Source organism: Caproicibacterium lactatifermentans, from assembly GCF_013315815.1.
In the GTDB taxonomy this organism is placed as follows: domain Bacteria; phylum Bacillota; class Clostridia; order Oscillospirales; family Acutalibacteraceae; genus Caproicibacterium; species Caproicibacterium lactatifermentans.
In genome coordinates this window covers 1,637,565-1,660,446 of record NZ_CP046051.1, presented here as the reverse complement: position 1 = coordinate 1,660,446, position 22,882 = coordinate 1,637,565, and the positions used below count along the sequence as shown (strand labels likewise).

The 22,882-nt window shown below is 51.1% G+C and carries 16 protein-coding genes and 2 riboswitches; all 16 genes read left to right on the top strand.

What is annotated here, in order from left to right; all coding sequences use genetic code 11:
* Window positions 1-230: 230 nt before the first annotated feature.
* Window positions 231-1,031 (top strand): M15 family metallopeptidase, encoded by an 801-nt coding sequence (locus GJQ69_RS08125; protein WP_157658892.1) that lies wholly within the window; start codon window positions 231-233, stop codon window positions 1,029-1,031.
* Window positions 1,032-1,167: 136 nt separating this feature from the next.
* The gene (gene rpmE, locus GJQ69_RS08120) at window positions 1,168-1,371 is read left to right on the top strand and encodes a 50S ribosomal protein L31 (protein ID WP_086035232.1); all 204 of its coding nucleotides are present in this window, start codon (window positions 1,168-1,170) and stop codon (window positions 1,369-1,371) included.
* A gap of 116 nt (window positions 1,372-1,487) precedes the next feature.
* On the top strand, window positions 1,488-2,138 hold the full coding sequence (locus GJQ69_RS08115; RefSeq protein ID WP_086035233.1) for an IMPACT family protein: 651 nt from the start codon (window positions 1,488-1,490) through the stop codon (window positions 2,136-2,138).
* A gap of 109 nt (window positions 2,139-2,247) precedes the next feature.
* Window positions 2,248-3,270, top strand: coding sequence for a deoxyguanosinetriphosphate triphosphohydrolase (locus tag GJQ69_RS08110; protein ID WP_086035234.1), 1,023 nt, complete (start codon window positions 2,248-2,250; stop codon window positions 3,268-3,270).
* 32 nt (window positions 3,271-3,302) lie between these two features.
* Window positions 3,303-5,060, top strand: a complete 1,758-nt coding sequence (dnaG, locus tag GJQ69_RS08105; protein ID WP_086035235.1) for a DNA primase — start codon at window positions 3,303-3,305, stop codon at window positions 5,058-5,060.
* 11 nt (window positions 5,061-5,071) lie between these two features.
* Window positions 5,072-6,259, top strand: a complete 1,188-nt coding sequence (gene rpoD / locus GJQ69_RS08100) for an RNA polymerase sigma factor RpoD (protein ID WP_086035236.1) — start codon at window positions 5,072-5,074, stop codon at window positions 6,257-6,259.
* A gap of 13 nt (window positions 6,260-6,272) precedes the next feature.
* The gene (locus tag GJQ69_RS08095) at window positions 6,273-6,731 is read left to right on the top strand and encodes an RrF2 family transcriptional regulator (protein ID WP_086035237.1); all 459 of its coding nucleotides are present in this window, start codon (window positions 6,273-6,275) and stop codon (window positions 6,729-6,731) included.
* Between the two features lie 301 nt (window positions 6,732-7,032).
* Window positions 7,033-10,779, top strand: a complete 3,747-nt coding sequence (rpoB, locus tag GJQ69_RS08090; RefSeq protein ID WP_174193481.1) for a DNA-directed RNA polymerase subunit beta — start codon at window positions 7,033-7,035, stop codon at window positions 10,777-10,779.
* Between the two features lie 17 nt (window positions 10,780-10,796).
* Entirely contained in the window at window positions 10,797-14,351 is a 3,555-nt protein-coding gene (gene rpoC, locus GJQ69_RS08085) for a DNA-directed RNA polymerase subunit beta' (RefSeq protein ID WP_086035239.1), read from the top strand.
* Between the two features lie 182 nt (window positions 14,352-14,533).
* Complete coding sequence (gene rpsL, locus GJQ69_RS08080; RefSeq protein WP_174193479.1) at window positions 14,534-14,962, top strand: 30S ribosomal protein S12; 429 nt, start codon at window positions 14,534-14,536, stop codon at window positions 14,960-14,962.
* A gap of 160 nt (window positions 14,963-15,122) precedes the next feature.
* Window positions 15,123-15,593, top strand: coding sequence for a 30S ribosomal protein S7 (gene rpsG / locus GJQ69_RS08075; RefSeq protein WP_086035241.1), 471 nt, complete (start codon window positions 15,123-15,125; stop codon window positions 15,591-15,593).
* Between the two features lie 36 nt (window positions 15,594-15,629).
* Window positions 15,630-17,747 (top strand): elongation factor G, encoded by a 2,118-nt coding sequence (gene fusA / locus GJQ69_RS08070; RefSeq protein WP_174193477.1) that lies wholly within the window; start codon window positions 15,630-15,632, stop codon window positions 17,745-17,747.
* Window positions 17,748-17,842: 95 nt separating this feature from the next.
* On the top strand, window positions 17,843-19,045 hold the full coding sequence (gene tuf / locus GJQ69_RS08065) for an elongation factor Tu (RefSeq protein ID WP_174193475.1): 1,203 nt from the start codon (window positions 17,843-17,845) through the stop codon (window positions 19,043-19,045).
* 108 nt (window positions 19,046-19,153) lie between these two features.
* On the top strand, window positions 19,154-20,410 hold the full coding sequence (locus GJQ69_RS08060) for a CapA family protein (RefSeq protein WP_157658893.1): 1,257 nt from the start codon (window positions 19,154-19,156) through the stop codon (window positions 20,408-20,410).
* Between the two features lie 40 nt (window positions 20,411-20,450).
* A riboswitch (FMN riboswitch) is annotated at window positions 20,451-20,588 on the top strand.
* 76 nt (window positions 20,589-20,664) lie between these two features.
* Window positions 20,665-21,306, top strand: coding sequence for an ECF transporter S component (locus GJQ69_RS08055; protein WP_086035245.1), 642 nt, complete (start codon window positions 20,665-20,667; stop codon window positions 21,304-21,306).
* A gap of 129 nt (window positions 21,307-21,435) precedes the next feature.
* Window positions 21,436-21,545: riboswitch (SAM riboswitch) on the top strand.
* 93 nt (window positions 21,546-21,638) lie between these two features.
* On the top strand, window positions 21,639-22,820 hold the full coding sequence (gene metK, locus GJQ69_RS08050; RefSeq protein WP_086035246.1) for a methionine adenosyltransferase: 1,182 nt from the start codon (window positions 21,639-21,641) through the stop codon (window positions 22,818-22,820).
* The last annotated feature ends 62 nt before the right edge of the window (window positions 22,821-22,882 follow it).

Sequence of the window (22,882 nt, the reverse complement as noted above, 5' to 3'; positions counted from 1 at the left end):
GGTGAAAAAAAGTAAGATTTGTATTCCAAAATAACATTTTTATTTTACCACCGTTAATATTACAGTATTTATCTTTAAAATGCAACAGCATTCCACGGAGTGTGTCAAGAAAACTGCTTGCAAAGTATTGCCTGTAGGCTTAAAATAAAAAAATGACCGGTTTCACGACTGAAAAAGCAGGTAAAAACCCAACCGGAGGTGCAGAACTAAACCGGGAAAGGAGAACGAATATGCGTAAATCCCGTCAGGAACAAATTCTGGACGAAGACAGCCCACGCGGCAGTGTCGCAGGTGTCCGGCACTTAAAAAACTGGATGCGGGTGGTATTGGCAGCCATTCTGGTGCTGGCTGTTCTGCTGGGCGTTCTTGTCTGGAAATATTATATGCCAAAAACAAACGGGCAGTCATCTTCTGCTGGCTCGGCCGCGGCGCTGGCCGCACAAAGTACGGAAGTGCTGTCAGAACCGGACGACAGCTGGGCACTGACTGTTGTTTCGCAGGACCGGAAAATCAGCAGCAGCTTTTCACCGCAGCTAGTAAGTTTTGGGAATGTGCAGGTGGACCAGCGCATTGTGCCTTCTCTGCAGAAAATGCTGGACGATGCAAAGGCAGCCGGCTATACGTTGTCCGTCAAGCAGGGATATGTTGATGCAAAGATGCAGGAAAGCCAGTATCAGGCAAAAATTAAAACGCTGATGCAGCAGGGCAAGACATGTGCCATTGCGGAAAGCGATGCCGCGGCGCTGGTGCCGCCGGGCGGGTGCAGCGAGAACCAGACCGGTATGGCTGTAACGTTTCCGTCAGACCAGACGTTCCTTTCCAGTGACGGTTATCACTGGCTTTTGAACCACTGCGTGGAGTACGGCTTTGTGCGCCACTATACCGACAGCAAAGAGGGCCGCACTGGCCTCAAGGACGACCCGAGCCATTTTCGCTATGTAGGTACCCGCAATGCCAAGAATATGCGTCGGCTGGGTTTGTGCCTGGAAGAGTACGCGGTTTATGTGGAACGCCAGAGTTCCGGCAGCTGAACAAAGCGGTTTGATCCGCATAAAAAACTTGCAATTTGCCCGTACTTGTGGTAAAATGCAGATGTTTAGGGCCTGTCTGCGCCTTTTTGGGCATCGGGCCGATGCTACAGCTTTTGCTGAAAGAGGTGACAACTCCATGAAAAAAGGTATCCATCCTCAGTATAAGGACACTACCATCACATGTGCCTGCGGCAATGTGATCCATACGCGTTCCACAAAAGAGAATATCCGCGTTGAAATTTGCTCAAAGTGCCATCCGTTCTTCACTGGCAAACAGAAGCTGGTGGACAGCAGCGGCCGTGTCGATATGTTCAAAAAGCGTTACGGCATATCCAAATGATTCGCTTTTCTCTGGAATGTAAAGACTGCTGTACAGCAGGGACCTGAAAAGGGCCTGACTTGCGGCGGCCTTTTTTCTTACTCTTTTTTACAGCAGATGAGAGGGGGCCTGTGCCTGTGAAGCAGTACTTAACGCTGCGGACGGAGGGAACGGATTCTTTTACGGAAAAGAAGTCCCGCTTTCTGGGCTGCGCTGCGCCTGTGCAGACACAACAGCAGGCGCTGGAGTTTTTTGCCGCGCAGAAGAAAAAATACTGGGACGCCAAACACCATGTTTCAGCCTATGTTCTGCAAAACGGCCAGCAGCACTGCTCGGATGATGGAGAACCACAGGGAACCGCCGGTGTGCCGGTTTTAAACGTTTTGCTGAAAAACGGTATAACGGATGCCGCTGTTGTCGTAACACGTTATTTTGGCGGGGTACTGTTGGGAGCCGGTGGGCTGGTGCGGGCTTACTCGCACGGTGCATCGCTGGGCCTTGCTGCGGCAGGACTTTTGTGTATGAAACCGTGCCTGCAAATGCAGACAGCCTGCACATACAGCCAGTACGGAAAAGTGGCGGCGCTGTTGCCGGCCAGCGGTGCCGCTGTCGACAACACTTTCTTTACGGACAAGGTCCTCATTCATTTCCATATCACCGAGGAAAAATTGCCGCCGCTGACTACTGCGCTGGCAGACGCCACCGGCGGCAGTGTCTGCCCGGAAAAGCTGGACGAAGCTTATTATCCGCTTCCGGTCCATTCCACACAGGAAGCGCTTTCTCCGTGAAAAAATCGGATTCTTTTGCTGTCTTTGCAGGAGAAACCGTTTTTTTTGCGTATATATCTTCGAGTGGTTCCTTCATATGCTCTGACCATTGAAAGAGGGGAGCTTTGCATTGAATATTCGTGAACAGACCGAAGAAATCGAACGGAATATACTTTCCAGCACAGCAACCCATGCCTGTGATACTGCCGGTCGGCAATATCCGGAGGAAGAGGACGATTTGCGCACTGCTTTTCAGCGGGACCGTGACCGCATCATTCACTGCAAATCGTTTCGCCGCCTGAAACGAAAGACACAGGTTTTCCTTTCACCGGAAGGCGACCATTACCGCACACGGCTGACACATACGCTGGAGGTGGACCAGATTGCGCGGACGATTGCGCGCTGCCTGCGTCTGAATGAAGACCTGACGGAAGCCATTTCTCTAGGGCATGACCTCGGCCACACACCCTTTGGCCATGCGGGGGAGCGTGCCCTGAACGACATTTGTCAGGAACACCCGCTGGAGGACGGCAGCACCGCTTTTCACCACTATGAGCAAAGTGTGCGCATTGTGGAACGGCTGGAAAAAGAGGGCCGGGGCCTCAATCTGACGGCAGAGGTGCGGGACGGCATTCTGCACCACACCTGCGGGGAACAGGCACATACACCGGAAGGACACATTGTGCGGATGGCGGACCGGATTGCTTATATCAATCACGATATTGACGATTCGGAGCGTGCCGGCATTTTAAAGGAAAGCGACCTGCCGCAGGAGGTTACCGCGGTGTTGGGACATACAAAAAGTCAGCGCATTGATTGTTTGGTGCGCTCGGTTGTACGCTGCAGCGGTGACGGTATCATGCGTATGGAGCCACAGGTGGAAACGGCTTTCGATAAACTGAATGATTTTATGTATCGCTCCGTGTATGTGAACCCAAGTGCCAAGAGCGAAGAACGCAAAGTACCGATGGTGCTGGAAAAACTGTACGAATATGCGCTGGACAGCCGAAACCTGCCGGAGCATCTACAAAAAATAGCGGCACAGGACGGTCCCCGACGGGCGGCCGTGGATTACATAGCCGGTATGACGGACCCGTATGCGGTTGAGCTTTTCCAGCAGGTATATGTCCCCCACGCGTGGCGGCATATGTAATCGGTGTTTTGTACAAGGGAAGGAGGAAGTCCATGCCTCTACCGCAGGAATTCATTGAAGAACTCAAAGCCCGCAGCAGTATTGAAGACGTCGTTTCAAGCTATGTCAGCCTGAAACGACGCGGCCGGACGATGGTGGGACTGTGCCCGTTCCACAGCGAAAAGACGCCTTCCTTTACGGTGTATCCGGACAACGGTTCTTTCTACTGCTTTGGGTGTGGGGCCGGCGGAGATATCATTACATTTATAGAAAAAATAGAAAATTTAGATTATATGGAAGCGGTACGTTCACTGGCCCAGCGCGCCGGCATGGCGGTGCCGGAAAGCGAGGAAGACCGCGGTCTTGCGAAGTTGCGGATGCGCCTATATGCGCTGAACCGGGACGCGGCCCGCTTTTACCACCGGGTGCTGCTTTCCCCACAGGGCGCTGTCGGCATGGAGTATTTTTCCCGGCGTGCGCTTACCCGGCAGACCATTACACATTTTGGGCTTGGATATGCGCCGCCGTCCCGATTTGCGCTGGTCGATTATCTGCATCAAAAGGGCTACAGTGACCAGGAAATGATACAGGCAAACACCGCCTTTTCCAGCAGGAACGGCCACGCGGTGGACCGCTTCCACGATCGTGTCATGTTTCCCATTATTGACCTGCGCGGCAATGTCGTTGCGTTTGGCGGACGGGTGCTGGGACAGGGCGAGCCAAAGTACCTGAATACCAGTGATACCCCGATTTTCAGCAAAGGCAGAAATTTGTTTGCGCTGAACTTTGCAAAAGATACAGCGGCACAGGGGCTCATCCTATGCGAGGGATATATGGACGTTATTGCGCTGCATCAGGCGGGCTTTCAAAATGCGGTGGCCGGGTTGGGAACAGCACTGACACCGGAGCAGGCACGGCTGATTGCACATTATACCGGCGAAGTGATTGCATCGTATGACGCGGATACGGCTGGACAGCGGGCGGCTTCCCGCAGTATTCCGCTGCTGCGGCAGGCAGGCCTGAATGTGCGGATTTTGGTGGTGCCGGACGGCAAGGACCCGGACGAGTTTATCCGCTCGCACGGAGAAAACGGACATGCCCGTTTTCAGCAGCTTTTGGACAGCTGCGGCAACGATGTGGAGTACCGCCTGCAGAAGCTGAAAAAGGGAATTGACCTAAAGACGCCGGACGGAAAAATCCAGTACCTCAACGCAGCGGCGGAGGTACTGGCGGCGCTCGACAATGAGATTGAGCGGGAAGTATATGCCGGCCGTCTTGCGGAAGAAGCGGGCATTCAGCGTGCTGCACTGCTGCAGCAGGTCCAGTCCGTCCGCAAAAAGAAACAGCGGCGGCGGCAGAAAAAAGAATTTCGTACTTTTCGTCGCCAAAGTACCGGCGCACAGGACCGGTTGAATCCGGACAAGTACCAGAATCTGCGGGCGGCCCGTGCAGAAGAGGAGCTTTTGGGGGCCATTCTGGATTATCCGGAAAATGCAGCCTATGCAGCGGAAAAACTTTCGCCGGAAAAATGGATTACGGCTTTTAACCGCCGTGTATATACCTTAATCGTGGGTAAAATGAAAGATGGTAAGGCAGTAGGCCTTACAGACCTGGTGGACAGCCTTTCCCAAGACGAAATGGGGAAGGTGGCCGGGTACTGTGCCAGACATGCGGGCGTTCCGGCTGGCCGGCCGGAAGTGGATTCTTATATCCGCGTTCTTCTGGAGGAAAATGATAAGCAAAACGTGCGGGCCGGCAGTGACAGCGACATCAGCCGTTACCTGCAGGAACTGCGTGCGCAGAAAAAATAGGAGGTCACTCTATGGCAGTAGCGAAATCAACAAACGCGCCAAAATGTGCAGCAAAAACAGCAAAGGCATCGGGAACTGCAAAGACTGTGAAGGCTGCGGAGAATACACCAGACAGAAAGACTATTCTGCATGATTTAATAGAACAGGGAAAAGCAAAAGGCTTCCTTTCTACTAAAGATATTCTGGACGCAATCGGTGAACTGGACATTGAACCGGAAGAAATCGAAAAATTCTATGACCAACTGGAAAGTCAGGGAATCGAAATTGTTGATGACCTTGGAAATGACGATTCTATAAAGGAATTACAAACGGCCAGCACAAAACAAAACAGTGATGATGGTCTGGACGCCGGCGTCAACACGGACGGCGTTGCCATAGATGACCCGGTAAAGGTGTACCTGAAGGAAATTGGCCGGGTGCCGCTTCTCACACCGGAAGAGGAAATCGACCTTGCCGTACGGATTAAAGAGGGTGACGAGGAAGCAAAAAAACATTTGGCGGAGGCAAACCTGCGCTTAGTCGTCAGTATCGCAAAGCGTTACCTCGGGCGTGGAATGCAGTTCCTTGACCTGATTCAGGAAGGCAACCTTGGCCTGATTAAAGCAGTGGAAAAGTTCGACTATACCAAGGGCTTTAAGTTTTCCACCTACGCTACTTGGTGGATTCGGCAGGCAATTACACGCGCTATTGCGGACCAGGCACGTACCATTCGAATTCCCGTGCACATGGTAGAGACAATTAACAAAGTAAAAAAAGTTTCCAGCCAGCTGCTGCATACCAATGGCCATGAGCCGTCGGCAGAGGAAATCAGTGCGGAACTGAGTATGCCGGTGGAAAAAGTGCGTGAAATTCTGCGTGTCGCACAGGAACCAGTTTCCCTGGAAACGCCAATCGGCGAAGAAGAGGACAGCCATTTGGGCGACTTTATTCCCGACGATGACGCGCCGGCCCCGCAGGATGCGGCTTCCCACACGCTTCTGAAAGAGCAGCTTAACGAAGTACTGGATACACTGACGCCCCGTGAGGAAAAAGTGCTGCGCCTGCGTTTCGGTTTGGAGGACGGCCGTTCCCGCACCTTGGAAGAGGTCGGAAAGGAATTCAATGTTACACGTGAACGTATCCGCCAGATAGAGGCCAAAGCCCTGCGTAAGCTGCGTCACCCCAGCCGCAGCAAAAAGCTAAAAGACTTTTTGGATTAAGGGGCACGGTACCATGGTGATTACACTGGAAACAGACTATGCCGTGCGAATCATGGAAGTGCTGGCTACGGAGAACAGCAAAGTGGACGCCCGCACCATTGCGGAAAAGGCCATGGTAACACAGCGATTTACGCTGAAAATTCTGCACAAGCTGGTTACGGCCGGACTGGTGGTTTCTTTTAAAGGGGCCCACGGCGGCTATACATTGGCAAAGGCTTCTGAACAGATTACACTGCTGGAAGTCATTGAGGCAGTGGAGGGGCCGTATATGTTCAGCCGCTGCCAGCAGAAGGCGTACAGCTGTGACCACAGCGGCACCAGCAGCTGCCGTTTTCATGAGATATATAATGAAGTGACCGTTCTGGTGCGCGACAAACTGAGCTCCTATACATTTGCGGATGTCCTTCCGCAGGGCAGAGGTTCTGTCGGATCGAATGAGGAATCTGCCCCGAAAAACAGCGTAAAAGCATAAAAAACTGCCGTATCCCGGAAAAGCGCATTCCTGCGCCGGATACGGCAGCTTTTTTGTGCGGAACCATTATTTTTAGGCGGAAAAAGAAAAAAGCCAAAGCATTCTGGAAGGATTGCCTTGACAAACCGTGTAAAAAGGAATACAATATTAAACTGCATCATCATAGATTCGTGCGCCCTTTTTTACTTTCCTTATCATAGCACATTCTGTTTGAAAAGGCAATAGGGCGCCTGACAATATGACTGCTGAGAACGTTTGCGGATAGTCGGCTCTTAAATAAAGGATTGGAGTGATTGAGCCAATGGTGAATGTCAAACCGGTAAAGGTGGGCAAAAACACACGGATGAGCTTTTCTAAGATTGATGAGGTTCTGCCCATGCCAAACCTCATTGAAATCCAGAAGAACTCGTACGAGTGGTTTTTGAATGAAGGCCTGCAGGAGGTCTTTAAGGACGTCTCCGGTATTACCGACTACACAGGTAACCTGGTTCTGGATTTTGTTGACTATAAATTGGATGTGGAACATCCAAACTATACGGTCAAGGAATGTAAGGAACGTGACGCCACCTACGCGGCTCCGCTGCGCGTGAAGGCGCGTCTGCTCAATAAGGAAACCGGCGAAATTAAGGAATCTGACGTCTTTATGGGCGACTTCCCGCTGATGACGGAAAGCGGCACCTTTGTTATTAACGGTGCAGAACGTGTCATTGTTTCCCAGTTGGTGCGTTCCCCGGGCGTATACTATAAAATGGAATACGACAAGACCGGTAAGGAACTGTACAGCACTACCGTTATCCCAAACCGCGGTGCATGGTTGGAATACGAAAATGACGCCAACGATGTTTTTTATGTGCGTATTGATAAAAACCGCAAGCTGCCGGTTACCATTTTCATTCGTTCGCTGGGCCTTGGCACCGAGCAGGAAATTCGGGATTACTTTGGCTACAGCCCGTTGCTGGAAGCAACGCTGGAAAAGGACCCGTGCAAAAATACGGAAGAAGCTCTGTTTGAGGTATACAAAAAGCTGCGCCCAAGTGAGCCGCCGACTTTGGAAAGTGCCCAGTCCCATTTGAACAGCCTGTTCTTCGACTCCCGCCGTTATGATCTTTCCCGTGTTGGCCGTTATAAATACAATAAAAAACTGAACCTTGCCGGCCGCATTACCGGACAGGTCCTCAGCCGCCCGGTCATCAACCCCTCCACAGGGGAACTGATGGCAGAGGCTGGCAACGTCGTTTCACATGAGCAAGCCCGTCAGATGGATGATGCCGGTGTATCGGCTGTTTATGTGACAGTAAACGAACGTGAAGCAAAGGTTATTTCCAACGGCATGGTGGACATCAGCAAATTCGTGGATTTCGACGCTGAAAAAGAGTGCGGTATCCAGGAACGTGTGCGCTACTCTGTTTTGGCGGAGCTGGTGGAGCAGGCCGGCGGCGATGAAGATACCCTGAAAGACCTGCTGCGTACCCATGTGGAAGAGCTGGTTCCAAAGCATATTATTATTGATGATATTTTTGCTTCCATCAGCTATATGTGCAACCTACAGGAAGGTCTCGGTACCATAGATGATATTGACCATTTGGGCAACCGCCGCATTCGCTCTGTCGGTGAACTGCTGCAGAACCAGGTGCGTATCGGTTTCTCCCGCTTGGAGCGTGTGATTCGTGAACGCATGACGCTGCAGTCACAGGACCTGGAAGCACTGACGCCGCATTCCCTGATTAACATTCGTCCGGTTGTAGCGGCAATTAAGGAATTCTTCGGTTCTTCTCCGCTGTCCCAGTTTATGGACCAGACAAACCCGCTGGCAGAACTGACGCATAAGCGCCGTCTGTCCGCTTTGGGACCCGGCGGTCTGTCCCGTGACCGTGCAGGATTTGAGGTACGAGATGTGCATTACAGTCATTACGGCCGTATGTGCCCAATCGAAACGCCAGAAGGCCCGAACATCGGTCTGATTTCTTATTTGGCTACCTTTGCGCGCATCAATAAGTATGGCTTTATTGAGGCGCCGTACCGCCGAGTGGACAAGGAGACCGGTGTTGTTACCCGTGATGTGGTCTATATGACTGCGGACGTGGAAGACAATTACATTGTTGCCCAGGCGAACGAACCACTGGACGAAGAGGGACATTTCAAGAATGCCAAAGTCAACGGCCGTCACCGCGACCAGTTCGTAGTGGTGGAACGCGAGAAAGTGGACTATATGGATGTTTCTCCGAGAATGGTTGTTTCCGTTGCTACGGCTATGATTCCCTTCCTGGAAAATGATGATACTAACCGTGCACTGATGGGCTCCAACATGCAGCGGCAGGCTGTGCCGCTGATTAAGACAGATTCGCCAATTGTCGGCACCGGAATGGAATACAAGGCCGGCGTCGACTCTGGTGCCTGTGTACTGTGCAAGCGCGCCGGTGTGGTGCACAGTGTCAGCGCGGACGAGGTCCGTGTGGATGCCGACGAGGGCGGTACGGATGTGTATCCGATTATTAAATTCCTGCGTTCCAACTCTGGTACCTGCTTTAATCAGGTGCCGGTTGTGGAGCGCAATGACCGCGTCAATGTCGGTGATGTTATCGCTGACGGACCGGCAACCAAAGACGGCGAGATTTCACTGGGCAGAAACGTGCTCATTGGCTTTATGACATGGGAAGGCTACAACTACGAAGATGCTGTCCTTATCAGCGAAAAAGTTGTGCGTGACGATATGTTCACTTCCATTCATATTGAAGAGCATGAAACAGAAGCTCGTGACACGAAGCTCGGACCGGAGGAAATCACCCGCGATATTCCAAACGTCAGCGAGGAAATGCTGCGCGATTTGGATGACAATGGCATTATTCGTGTGGGTGCGGAAGTCCATGCGGACGATATCCTGGTCGGCAAGGTTACCCCGAAGGGCGAAACGGAACTAACCGCCGAGGACCGTCTGCTGCGTGCTATCTTCGGTGAAAAAGCGCGTGAAGTGCGTGATACCTCGCTGCGTGTGCCACACGGCGAATACGGCATTGTGGTGGACGTCAAGGTCTTTACCCGTGAAAACAGCCGCGATGAACTCAGCCCCGGCGTCAATAAAGTAGTGCGCTGCTATATTGCGCAGAAGCGTAAAATTTCTGTTGGTGATAAGATGGCCGGCCGTCACGGCAATAAGGGCGTTGTTTCCCGTATCTTGCCTGTAGAGGATATGCCGTACCTGCCGGATGGCACGCCGCTGGATATTGTGCTGAACCCGCTGGGTGTGCCGTCCCGTATGAATATCGGACAGGTACTGGAAGTGCATTTGGGCATGGCGGCAAAGGCACTGGGCTGGAAAGTAATGACGCCGGTCTTTGATGGTGCCCACGAAGAGGATATCCGCGAGCTGTTCCAGAAAGCCGGAATCGCAGAGGATGGCAAGTTCCAGCTGCGTGACGGCCGTACTGGTGAGCGCTTTGATAACCGTGTCACCGTTGGCATTATGTATTACCTGAAACTGCATCATCTGGTTGATGATAAGATGCACGCCCGTTCCACTGGCCCATATTCTCTGGTTACGCAGCAGCCTCTGGGCGGCAAAGCACAGTTTGGCGGCCAGCGTTTCGGTGAAATGGAAGTTTGGGCGCTGGAAGCATACGGCGCTGCTTATACCCTGCAGGAGATTTTGACGGTTAAGTCCGATGATGTTGTAGGCCGTGTAAAGACCTATGAAGCAATCGTCAAGGGACAGAATATTCCGAAACCAGGCATTCCGGAATCCTTTAAGGTCCTAATCAAAGAGCTGCAGAGCCTGTGCCTTGACATGAAGGTACTGGATAAAGACAATAATGAAATTGACCTGCGCCAGACCTTTGATGATGACGATGACGCCGGCTTTGCACCAAACGAGAGCAACTTTGATGAACCCAATGTTGCGGATAATCTGGAAGGCTACACCGTGGACGATGCCGACAAAGCCCTGTATGACGGCCCCGACAATTACGAAGCCAGTGCAGACACGGCAAATACGGATAATCCGGACACAGATGGACCGGACGGTTCACTGGATAATACCGATTCGGCAGACTGACAGGGGGATTGTGCTGCATGGAATTTAATACACTGGAATCAATTAAAATTGGCCTGGCTTCTCCTGAAAAAATCCGTGAGTGGTCCCACGGCGAAGTGAAGAAACCGGAAACCATTAACTACCGCACGCTGAAACCGGAACGCGATGGTCTGTTCTGCGAACGCATTTTTGGGCCGACAAAGGACTGGGAATGTCACTGCGGCAAATATAAGCGTATTCGTTATAAGGGCAAGATATGCGACCGCTGCGGCGTTGAAGTTACGCGCGCTAAGGTCCGCCGTGAACGAATGGGACACATTGAGCTGGCCGCGCCGGTATCTCATATCTGGTACTTTAAGGGAATTCCGTCCCGTATGGGACTGATGCTCGATATTTCTCCGCGTATGCTGGAAAAAGTTCTGTATTTTGCAAGTTACATTGTAACAGACTCCGGCAATGTGCGGGAGCTGCAGAAAAAGCAGCTGCTGACTGAAAAAGAATACCGTGACCTGCGTGAAAAGTACGACGATGATTTTCAGGCTGGCATGGGTGCCGAAGCAATTAAAACACTGCTGCAGGAAATCGATTTGGACAAAGAGTCCAAAGATTTGAAGGCAGAGCTTACCAACGCTTCCGGCCAGAAGCGTGTCCGTATTTTGAAACGTCTGGAAGTCGTTGAGGCATTCCGGAAGTCCGGCAACCGCCCGGAGTGGATGATTTTGGATGTCATTCCGGTCATTCCGCCGGATCTGCGTCCTATGGTTCAGCTGGACGGTGGCCGTTTCGCTACATCTGACCTGAATGACCTTTACCGCCGTGTCATTAACCGAAACAACCGTCTGTCCCGTCTGCTGGAACTGCATGCACCGGACATTATTGTCCGCAACGAAAAGCGGATGCTGCAGGAAGCTGTAGATGCCCTGATTGATAACGGCCGCCGCGGCCGCCCAGTCACGGGGCCGAACAACCGCCCGCTGAAATCCCTTTCTGATTTATTGAAGGGCAAACAGGGACGTTTCCGTCAGAACTTGCTGGGCAAACGTGTTGACTATTCCGGCCGTTCTGTTATTGCTGTTGGTCCGGAACTAAAAATGTATCAGTGCGGTCTGCCGAAGGAAATGGCCCTGGAGCTCTTTAAGCCTTTCGTCATGAAACGGCTGGTCGAAACCGGCGTGGAAGGCAATATCAAAGCTGCCCGTAAAGCAGTGGAACGCGCAAAACCGGAAGTTTGGGATGCGCTGGAAATTGTTATCCGCAATCACCCGGTTATGCTGAACCGCGCGCCTACTCTGCACCGTTTGGGTATTCAGGCATTTGAACCAGTGCTGGTTGAGGGCCGTGCCATGAAGCTGCATCCGCTGGCCTGCACCGCTTACAATGCCGACTTCGATGGTGACCAGATGGCTGTCCATGTGCCGCTTTCCAGTGAAGCACAGGCGGAGTCCCGCTTCCTAATGCTGGCCGCTGGCAACCTGCTGAAACCGTCTGACGGCAAGCCAGTCACGGTGCCGACACAGGATATGATTTTGGGTTCCTACTGGCTGACACTGGACCGCGATGGCGAAAAGGGCGAGGGCAAAGTCTTTAAAGATATTGACGAAGCAATTATGGCCTATGACGCCAAAGTCATTGAGCTGCACGCCAAGATTAAGGTCCGCCGCGAAAAAGTGATTAACGGCGAAAAGATCCATGCACTGGTGGATACAACTGTCGGTAAGATTATTTTCAACCGGCCGATTCCGCAGGACCTCGGTTTTATTGACCGAAGCAAACCGGAGAACCTCTTTAAGTTTGAAATTGATTTCCTGGTTGGCAAAAAACAACTGGGCAATATTATAGAAAGATGCATTAAAGTGCACGGTACGCCAAAGACCAGTGAAGTGCTGGACTGCATTAAGGCACAGGGCTATAAGTATTCCACCCTGTCCGGCATTACCGTAGCTGTATCCGATGCGACCATCCCACCGCAGAAGAAAGAAATTCTGGAAAAGGCTGATGAGAGAATCAACCTGATTTCCGATGAATATAAGAACGGATTTCTGTCTGATGCAGAACGTCATCAAGCCGTCATTTTTACATGGAACAAAGCAACCGATGATGTTTCCACTGCTCTGCAGAAGAACCTCGACCGCTATAACCCAATCTTTATGATGGCGGATTCCGGCGCCCGTGGTTCTATGAGCCAGATTCGTCAGCTGGCCGGTATGCGTGGACTAATTGCAAATACGTCCGGTGAAACTATTGAAGTTCCAATCCGTGCAAATTACCGTGAAGGTTTGAACATTCTGGAATACTTCATTTCTTCCCGTGGTGCCCGTAAAGGCCTGACCGATACCGCACTGCGTACCGCTGACTCTGGTTATCTGACACGCCGCCTGGTTGATGTATCGCAGGAAGTTATCATTCGTGAGGACGATTGCGATGCTACAGATGGTCTGGAAGTTTACGACATTAAGGAAGGCAATCAGGTTATCGAATCACTGCATGAACGTCTGGTTGGCCGTTATTTGGTTGACAATTTTGTGGATGATAAGACCGGTGAAGTGCTGGTCAGCAAACACAAGATGATGACAGACGACGATGCGGATATTATTGTGAACCATGGTGTGGAACGCATTAAGATTCGTTCTATTTTGGCATGCCATTCCAAGCACGGTGTGTGCAAGAAGTGCTATGGACTGAACTTGGCTACCGGCACAGAAGTATCCGTCGGTGAAGCGGTTGGCATTGTGGCTGCACAGTCTATTGGTGAACCTGGCACACAGCTGACCATGCGTAACTTCCATACCGGCGGTGTTGCAACAGCTGAAGATATTACGCAGGGCCTGCCGCGTGTCGAAGAACTGTTTGAGGCACGCAAACCGAAACATCTGGCTATCCTGAGCGAACTGGACGGTGTTGTCGGCTTTGAAGAAATCAAGAAAAACCACCATGTGGTAGTTACCAGCGACGACGGTCAGTCCAAGAGCTACTTGATTCCGTTCGGTTCCCGCGTAACCGTGCAGGAGGGACAGCGCATTACAGCGGGTACCCGCCTGACCGAGGGTTCTGTCAACCCGCATGATGTGCTGGCTATCAGCGGTGTGCAGGCTGTGCAGGATTATCTGATTGAAGAGGTACAGCGTGTATACCGGATGCAGGGCGTGGATATCAACGATAAGCACATCGAGGTCATTGTGCGCCAGATGATGAAGAAAGTGCGCATTGACGATGCCGGCGATACTGACTTCCTGCCAAGCTCTATGGTGGAAAAGACCGAATTTGAGGCGGCCAATCAGCAGATTTGCGACCGCATTGCCAACGGCGAAAAGACACTGCGGGAAGCAACCTGTAAGCCTACGCTGCTGGGTATTACAAAGGCGGCTTTGGCAACAGAATCTTTCCTGTCTGCCGCATCTTTCCAGGAGACAACCCGTGTACTGACCGATGCCGCTATCAAGGGCAAGGTTGACCCGCTGATGGGCCTGAAGGAAAACGTCATTATCGGCAAGCTGATTCCTGCCGGCACCGGCATGAAACATTATGCAAACGTGCAGCTGGAAAAAACAGCGTCGGACGAAAAAAAGGAAGACTTGACAAATACAGCGGTATAGCTGTATAATTACAAATTGTGATAGTCTGCGGCAGTCCGCCGCCGCTTTCACATAAAACCGCATACTTTTCCCACCTCTGCCCAGCTTTTGCGGGTGGGGTGGGATTCAGTATGTCTAACCCTGCTGTTAGGCGGCACTGCCGCATAACATAAATTCTATAAATTTGAGTTAGGAGGTGTATTATGCCCACATTTAACCAACTGGTTCACACAGGCCGTGAAGTTGCCGAAAAGAAGGCAAAGGCCCCGGCACTGCTGAAAGGCTGGAATGCCAAGAAGCGCGCTGCCATTGACCAGAACTCCCCGCAGAAGCGTGGTGTCTGCACCGCAGTAAAGACCGCTACCCCGAAAAAGCCAAACTCTGCTTTGCGTAAGATTGCACGTGTGCGTCTTTCCAACGGAATGGAAGTTACCGCTTATATCCCCGGCGTCGGCCATAACCTTCAGGAGCATTCTGTTGTCATGGTCCGCGGCGGTCGTGTAAAGGACCTGCCTGGTGTACGTTATCATATCATCCGCGGCACATTGGATGCCCAGGGCGTTGACAAGCGTATGCAGGCTCGCTCCAAGTACGGCGCAAAGCGCCCCAAGGCAGGAAAGGCTGCCAAGTAAGATAGGAACCGAGAATCTGACAAAAACCTTACGGCTGCAGCCCCCGCCGAAAAGTGGGGGCTTTTAGCGGCGTTTTTATAAACGCCTTTTGCTGGCCTGACGGGAAGTTTTATTTTCGAGTACCGATGATATCATTTTAATTGTGAAGGAGGGAAGTAAAGTGCCAAGAAGAGGCAATATTGCGAAGCGGGACGTTCTGCCCGATCCAATGTATAATTCCAAATTAGTCACACGCCTTGTCAATAATATCATGATCGACGGTAAGAAGGGCGTTGCCCAGAAGATCGTTTATGGCGCTTTCGATATTATTAAAGAAAAAACCGGCAAGGAACCCCTGGAAGTCTTTGAGGCTGCCATGGAGAATGTTATGCCTTCGCTGGAAGTAAAAGCCCGCCGTGTTGGCGGCGCTACCTACCAAGTGCCTATGGAAGTGCGTCCTGAGCGGCGCCAGACACTGGGCCTGCGCTGGTTGACAACGTATTCCCGCCAGCGTTCCGAGCGCACAATGAAGGAGCGGCTTGCAGCTGAAATTATGGATGCTGTAAACGGCACCGGCGGCGCAGCCAAGAAGCGTGACGATACGCATAAGATGGCTGAGGCTAACCGCGCATTTGCTCATTACAGATGGTAATGCGGCAAGTTTGTGCCGAACGAATGGAGGAAAAGTATGCCTAGGCAGGTACCACTTGAAAAAACCCGTAATATCGGTATCATGGCACACATCGATGCCGGTAAAACGACTACGACCGAGCGTATCCTGTACTACACCGGTATTAACCATAAAATTGGTGAGGTACATGACGGCGCGGCCACAATGGACTGGATGGCTGAGGAACAGGAACGTGGTATTACCATTACTTCTGCTGCTACCACCTGTTTCTGGACCCACAGCAAATATTTTAACGAACCTGAAAAGAACAAAGATTATCGTATCAATATTATTGATACTCCCGGCCATGTTGACTTTACGGTTGAGGTGGAACGTTCCCTGCGTGTGCTGGACGGCTCTGTAACCGTTTTCTGTGCAAAGGGCGGCGTTGAGCCTCAGTCCGAAACCGTGTGGCGCCAGGCAGAACAATTTGGCGTGCCGCGCATGGCTTATGTCAACAAGATGGATATCATGGGCGCTAACTTCTACAGAGTTATCGACATGATGAAGGACCGTCTGCACTGTCACCCGGTGCCGATTCAGCTGCCAATTGGCGCTGAGGATACTTTCCATGGCATTATCGACCTGGTCACCATGAAGGCAGATGTCTATTATGATGATATGGGCAATGATATGCGTGTGGAAGAAATCCCTGCGGATATGCTTGAAAAGGCAAAACAATACCACACCGAGCTGTTGGAAGCGGTCGCCGAGCAGGATGACGCACTGATGGAGAAATATCTCTCCGGTGAAGAACTGACCCACGATGAAATCGTTTCTACACTGCGTAAAGCAACCATTGCCAACAAGCTGGTTCCGGTCACCTGTGGTACTTCTTACCGCAATAAGGGCGTACAGAAACTGCTGGATGCTATTATTGACTATATGCCGGCACCAACTGATGTTCCGGCTATCCGCGGCACCAATCCGGATACTGGTGAGGAAGAGGACCGCCATGCTTCTGATGATGAGCCTTTCTCTGCACTGGCGTTTAAGATTGCAACTGACCCGTTTGTCGGCAAACTGTGCTACTTCCGCGTTTACTCCGGTAAGCTGAACGCAGGCCAGACCGTGTATAACTCCACCAAGGACTGTGACGAACGTATTGGCCGTATCCTGCAGATGCACGCAAACCACCGTCAGGATTTGGAAACCGTGTATGCAGGTGATATCGCCGCTGCTATCGGTGTGAAAAACACTACGACCGGCGATACTCTGTGTGATGAAAAGCATCCGGTCGTGCTGGAATCCATGGACTTCCCGGACCCGGTTATCCGTGTTGCCATTGAGCCAAAGACAAAGGCTGGTCAGGAAAAGATGACTGTCGCTTTGGCAAAACTGGCTGAAGAAGACCCGACCTTTAAGGCTTATACCGATGAGGAAACCGGCCAGACCATTATCGCTGGCATGGGCGAACTTCATCTAGAAATCATTGTTGACCGCTTGATGCGTGAATTCCACGTGGAAGCGAATGTTGGCAAGCCGCAGGTCGCTTATAAAGAGACCGTTCGCAAGCCAGCTGATGTGGACTGCAAGTATGTTCGCCAGTCCGGTGGTAAAGGCCAGTACGGCCACGTTAAGATTCGTATATTCCCGAACCCCGGCAAGGGATACGAATTTGACAACGTCACCGTCGGCGGCTCTATCCCGAAGGAATATATCCCGGCTGTTGATACCGGTATCCAGGGTGCTATGCAGAGCGGCGTTGTCGCCGGCTACAATGTAGTCGATGTCAAGGTTGAGCTGTATGATGGTTCTTATCATGAAGTTGACTCCTCCGAGATGGCATTTAAGATTGCCGGTTCCATGGCATTTAAAGATGCTATGCGCAAGGCTGACCCGGTCATCATGGAGCCTGTCATGAAAGTTACCGTTACGGTTCCGGATGAGTATATGGGCGATGTTATCGGTGACCTGAACTCTCGCCGCGGCATGATTGGTGGCATGGATGCTATTAATGGTGCACAGCAGATTCATGCAATGGTCCCGCTGGCAGAGATGTTTGGCTATGCGACGGATATGCGTTCCAAAACGCAGGGTCGTGGCCAGTTCACCATGGAACCCGACCATTATGCCGAGGTACCGAAGAACATTTCTGAAAAGATTGTTTCCACTCGTACCAAGAAGGGCGAGTAAACGTAAATACTGCTTGATTTTTCCCTGTATTCTTGCTAAAATAAATTTGCGTTAAATAGGGAAACTGAACTGAAAAATAAAGGAGGATACTTCCAATGGCGAAGGAAAAATTCGACAGATCTAAGGCACACGTGAACATTGGTACCATCGGCCATGTTGACCATGGTAAAACAACCCTGACTGCTGCGATTACCAAGGTGCTTGCACTGAAAGGTGAAGCAAGCTTCAAGGATTATGCCAGCATCGATTCCGCTCCTGAAGAGCGTGAGCGCGGCATTACCATTAACACGGCTCATGTTGAGTACACCACAGATAAGCGTCACTACGCTCATGTTGACTGCCCCGGCCATGCTGACTATGTCAAGAACATGATTACCGGTGCTGCACAGATGGATGGTGCTATTCTGGTTGTTTCCGCTGCTGATGGCCCGATGCCGCAGACCCGTGAGCATATCCTGCTTGCCCGTCAGGTTGGTGTGCCTTATATCGTTGTCTATATGAACAAATGCGACCAGGTTGATGACCCTGAGTTGCTGGACCTTGTTGAAATGGAAATTCGTGACCTGCTCAACGAGTACGGCTTCCCGGGAGACACTACTCCAATCGTACGCGGTTCTGCACTGAAAGCTCTGGAGTGCGATTCCAAAGATATCAATGCACCGGAGTACAAGAGCATTGTTGACCTGATGAACATTGTCGATGACTACATCCCGACTCCTGACCGTAAGTCTGATCAGCCGTTCCTGATGCCTGTTGAAGACGTATTCACCATCACCGGCCGTGGTACTGTTGCTACTGGCCGTGTTGAGCGTGGTATGGCTAAAATCGGCGATGAAGTTGAAATCATCGGTCTGACTGATGAGCGTAAGAAGAGCGTTATCACCGGTCTGGAAATGTTCCGCAAAACTCTGGATTACGCAGAGGCTGGCGATAACATCGGTGCTCTGCTGCGTGGTATTCAGCGTGAAGACATCGAACGTGGACAGGTTATTGCAAAGCCTGGCACTATTCATCCGCATACCAAGTTCAGAGGTCAGGTTTATGTTCTGACTAAGGATGAAGGCGGCCGCCATACTCCTTTCTTCAACAACTACCGTCCGCAGTTCTATTTCCGTACAACTGATGTCACCGGCGTTATCTCTCTGCCGGAAGGCACTGAGATGTGCATGCCTGGCGATAACGTTGAAATGTCCGTTGAACTGATTGCCCCAATCGCTATTGAAAAGGGCCTCCGCTTCTCCATTCGTGAAGGCGGTCATACCGTTGGTTCCGGCGTTGTTTCCGACATCTGTGACTAATTTGTCTTTTACGGGTCCTGCCCTTTTGGGCAGGACCTTTTTTATTGCTTATTTTTGTTTTTCTGCTATACTTAGATACAATACAGCAGGAAAACAGGAGGAATGTGTATGCAAAAAGATAATCATGGTACACCACATCCAAAACACCGTTCCAGACGGTATCGTATGATGCGTAACCGCATCATTATAGTAACGTCCAGCGTATTGGTAATCTGCCTGCTGACAATGGGATTGGCTGCCCTTCTGCAGAACCTGCACCCCAAGACAGCAGCATCTTCGGGCAGCGGTTCCTCTGTTAGTGCATCATCTGCGAAGGCAGAAACAAAATCGTCACAAATTACCATTCTCGGTACAGGCGATGACTTGATTCACAGTTCCATTTATAAATCCTGCGCTACTTCTAGCGGCGGATACGATTTCCGTCCGGTCTATAAGCAAATCAAATCAAATGTTTCAGCGGCAAATGTCGCTTTTGTCAATCAGGAAACAGTCATGGCACCATCTGTTGGGGCACTGTCCGGCTATCCGTGCTTTAATTCTCCCACACAAGTTGGCGACGCACTGGTAGATACCGGATTTGACGTTATCAGCCAAGGCAACAACCATATGCTGGATATGGGACAAAAGGGACTGCTGGCCACATTGGACTACTGGAAAAGTAAAAAAGGAATTCAGGTCGTTGGTGCCTATCGCAACCAGGCTGACCTTGACAATATCCGTATTGTGGAGAAAAACGGCATTAAAACAGCATGGATTGGTGTTGTGGAAATGACGAATGATATTTCGCTGCCGTCCGACAGCCCGATGAAGATTGTCTACACTTCCCAGCGCGATGAGATTAAAAAACTGATTACAAAGGCACGTTCTTTGGCAGATGTTGTTGTAGTTTCAGCCCATTGGGGGGAAGAAGACCAGTATACTCTTTCGGATACCGAGAAAAAGCTGGGACAAGATATGGTGGACTGGGGCGCGGACGTTATTTTAGGAAATCACCCGCATGTTTTGCAGCAGCTGACCACGCTGACACGCAAAAGTGACGGTGCGGTGTGTCCAGTCATGTACGCGTTCGGCAACCTGATTTCCACGCAGCGCAAATCCCAAAATCTGGTCAGCGGCCAGCTGACAGTAACCTATAAAAAAGATGAAAAGGGAAAAGTCACATTCTCCGGCATGAAATTTAAGCCTTCAGTTACGTACTACGAGGCGGGCGGACAAAATGTCCATGTTGTCATGCTGAAAGACTTTTCAAATGCCATGGCGCAGAAGAGCCGGACATGGGAAATCACCAGCGGTGAATTTACACCGAATTATGCGAAAAAGGTCGTTAATAAGAGTATTCCACAAAAATATCAGGATTGGACTTGACAATTCCTGCAAATATTCATATACTTAGTAATAGAATTGAATAATTCTTCGGGGCGGGGTGTGATTCCCCACCGGCGGTGATGCAGCAGATGCTGTTAGCCCGCGAGCGGTCGTCAAACCGCAAGATTCTGGTGAGATTCCGGAGCCGACGGTATAGTCCGGATGGTAGAAGATATGGAAAGAACTGCGCCCCTGTGCCGTTTTGTGCACTGGGGCGCTTTTTAAATCCATTCCATGTCTCAAAAGGAGAAATTATGGCGACACAAACGCAAGCTACTACCCTGAAAAAAACAGCAAAATTGACCAGCACACGCAGCATTGCCGTCATTGGCATTTTAGGGGCGCTGTCAGCCGTTGTTATGGCGTTCGAGTTCCCGCTGCCGTTCCTTCCGGCGTTTTACAAATTGGACTTCAGTGAAGTTCCGGTACTGTTGGGTGGTTTTGCACTTGGCCCCGCTGCTGCAGCCGTGATAGAAGCCATGAAAGTTATTCTGCATATGCTGATTGGCGGCGGCTCACAGACAGCCGGCATTGGTGAACTGGCGAACTTTATCATTGGATGCTCACTGGTCGTACCGGCAGCTCTCATTTACCGCTACCATAAAGCACGGAAAACAGCGGTTGTCGGCATGGGTGTCGGCACAGTGCTGATGGCAGTTGTCGGCGGACTGATGAACGCATTCCTGCTGCTGCCGATTTACGCAGCCGCTTTCCATATGCCGCTGAATGCTATTATCGGGATGGGCACAAAAATCAACGCGAGCATCAACAACATGACAACATTCGTTTTGTTCGCTACAACACCGCTGAACCTGATTAAGGCGGTATTGGTGTCCATTATTACATTTGCGCTGTACAAATATGTCAGCCCGGTGCTGCATGGCCGCAGGCGCTGAAATACAGAAAATTCTTTTTAGGTAAAAACAGGAGTTTGTCGCTTTTTTAGACAAATTCCTGTTTTTGTTTATTTACGCTGTCGGGCGGCTATGCTATACTAGCAGGCGTAAACAAAAACTACATATCACCCCTTATCAAGAGTGGCGGAGGGAACAGGCCCGATGATGTCCGGCAACCCGCGCAGCCCGTTTTGGCTGGGTAGGGTGCCAAATCCTGCGGTGAAGCCGATAGATGAGGTATCGAGAGATAAACGCTGTCCGCATTTCACCGGGCTGCGTTTTTTTGTTAGTCCGCCGCAGATAGGGGGAATTTACACAGGAGGCTTTTTTCTATGGCAAAGCATTTCTTTACATCTGAATCCGTTACCGAAGGGCACCCCGACAAGGTCTGTGACCAGATTGCAGATGCCATTCTGGATGATATTATTGCCAAAGACCCGCAGGCACATGTTGCCTGTGAAGTAACAGCCTGTACGGGTATTGTGCACGTTATGGGCGAAATTTCCACGGAGTGCTATGTGGACATTCCCGCTACCGTACGCCGTGTTGTTAACGAGATTGGTTACAACAATCCGGCTTATGGTTTTGACGGCGACACCTGCGGCGTGCTGACCTCCATTGATGCACAGTCCCCGGATATTGCAATGGGTGTTGACCAGTCCTATGAAGTAAAAAATGGCGCTTCCGATGCGGATGACCTCATTGGTGCGGGCGACCAAGGTATGATGTTTGGCTATGCCTGTGACGAAACGAAGGAAAAAATGCCGCTTGCCATTTCTTTGGCACACAAGCTGGCAAAGAAGCTGGCCGCTGTGCGTAAAGATGGCAGTATTTCATATCTGCGTCCAGATGGAAAAACACAGGTTACCGTTGAATATGACGGGGACACACCGGTGCGTGTGGATGCAGTGGTTCTTTCTACACAGCATGACCCGGATGTCACACTGGAACAGATTCGGAAAGATATGATTGAAAAGGTCATTAAGGCGACAATTCCAGCAAAATGGCTGGATGAAAATACAAAGTATTACGTCAATCCGACCGGCCGTTTTGTTATCGGCGGCCCGGTCGGCGACTCCGGACTGACTGGCCGCAAGATTATTGTGGATACCTACGGCGGATATGGCCGTCACGGCGGCGGTGCTTTCTCCGGCAAGGACCCGACGAAGGTTGACCGCTCAGCAGCATATGCTGCACGCTGGGTGGCAAAGAATATCGTTGCCGCCGGTCTGGCAAAGCGCTGCGAGGTACAGCTGGCCTACGCAATTGGTGTGGCGCATCCGGTATCTATCATGGTAGAAACATTCGGTACTTCTTCCTATACCAATGAGCAGCTGGCTGCGGCGGTCGAAAAAGTCTTTGACCTGCGTCCGGCAGCGATTATCCGTACACTGGACCTGCGTAAGCCGATTTACTGCAAGCTGGCAAGCTATGGCCAGATGGGCCGTGAGGACCTCGGCGTTTCGTGGGAAAAGACTAACCGTGCGGACGAGTTGAAGAAAGCGCTGGTCTAAAGGTTCCCATTCGTTAAAAATATTCTGCTGTGCCAAAATAAAGTGCGCAGTCCATCACCTCT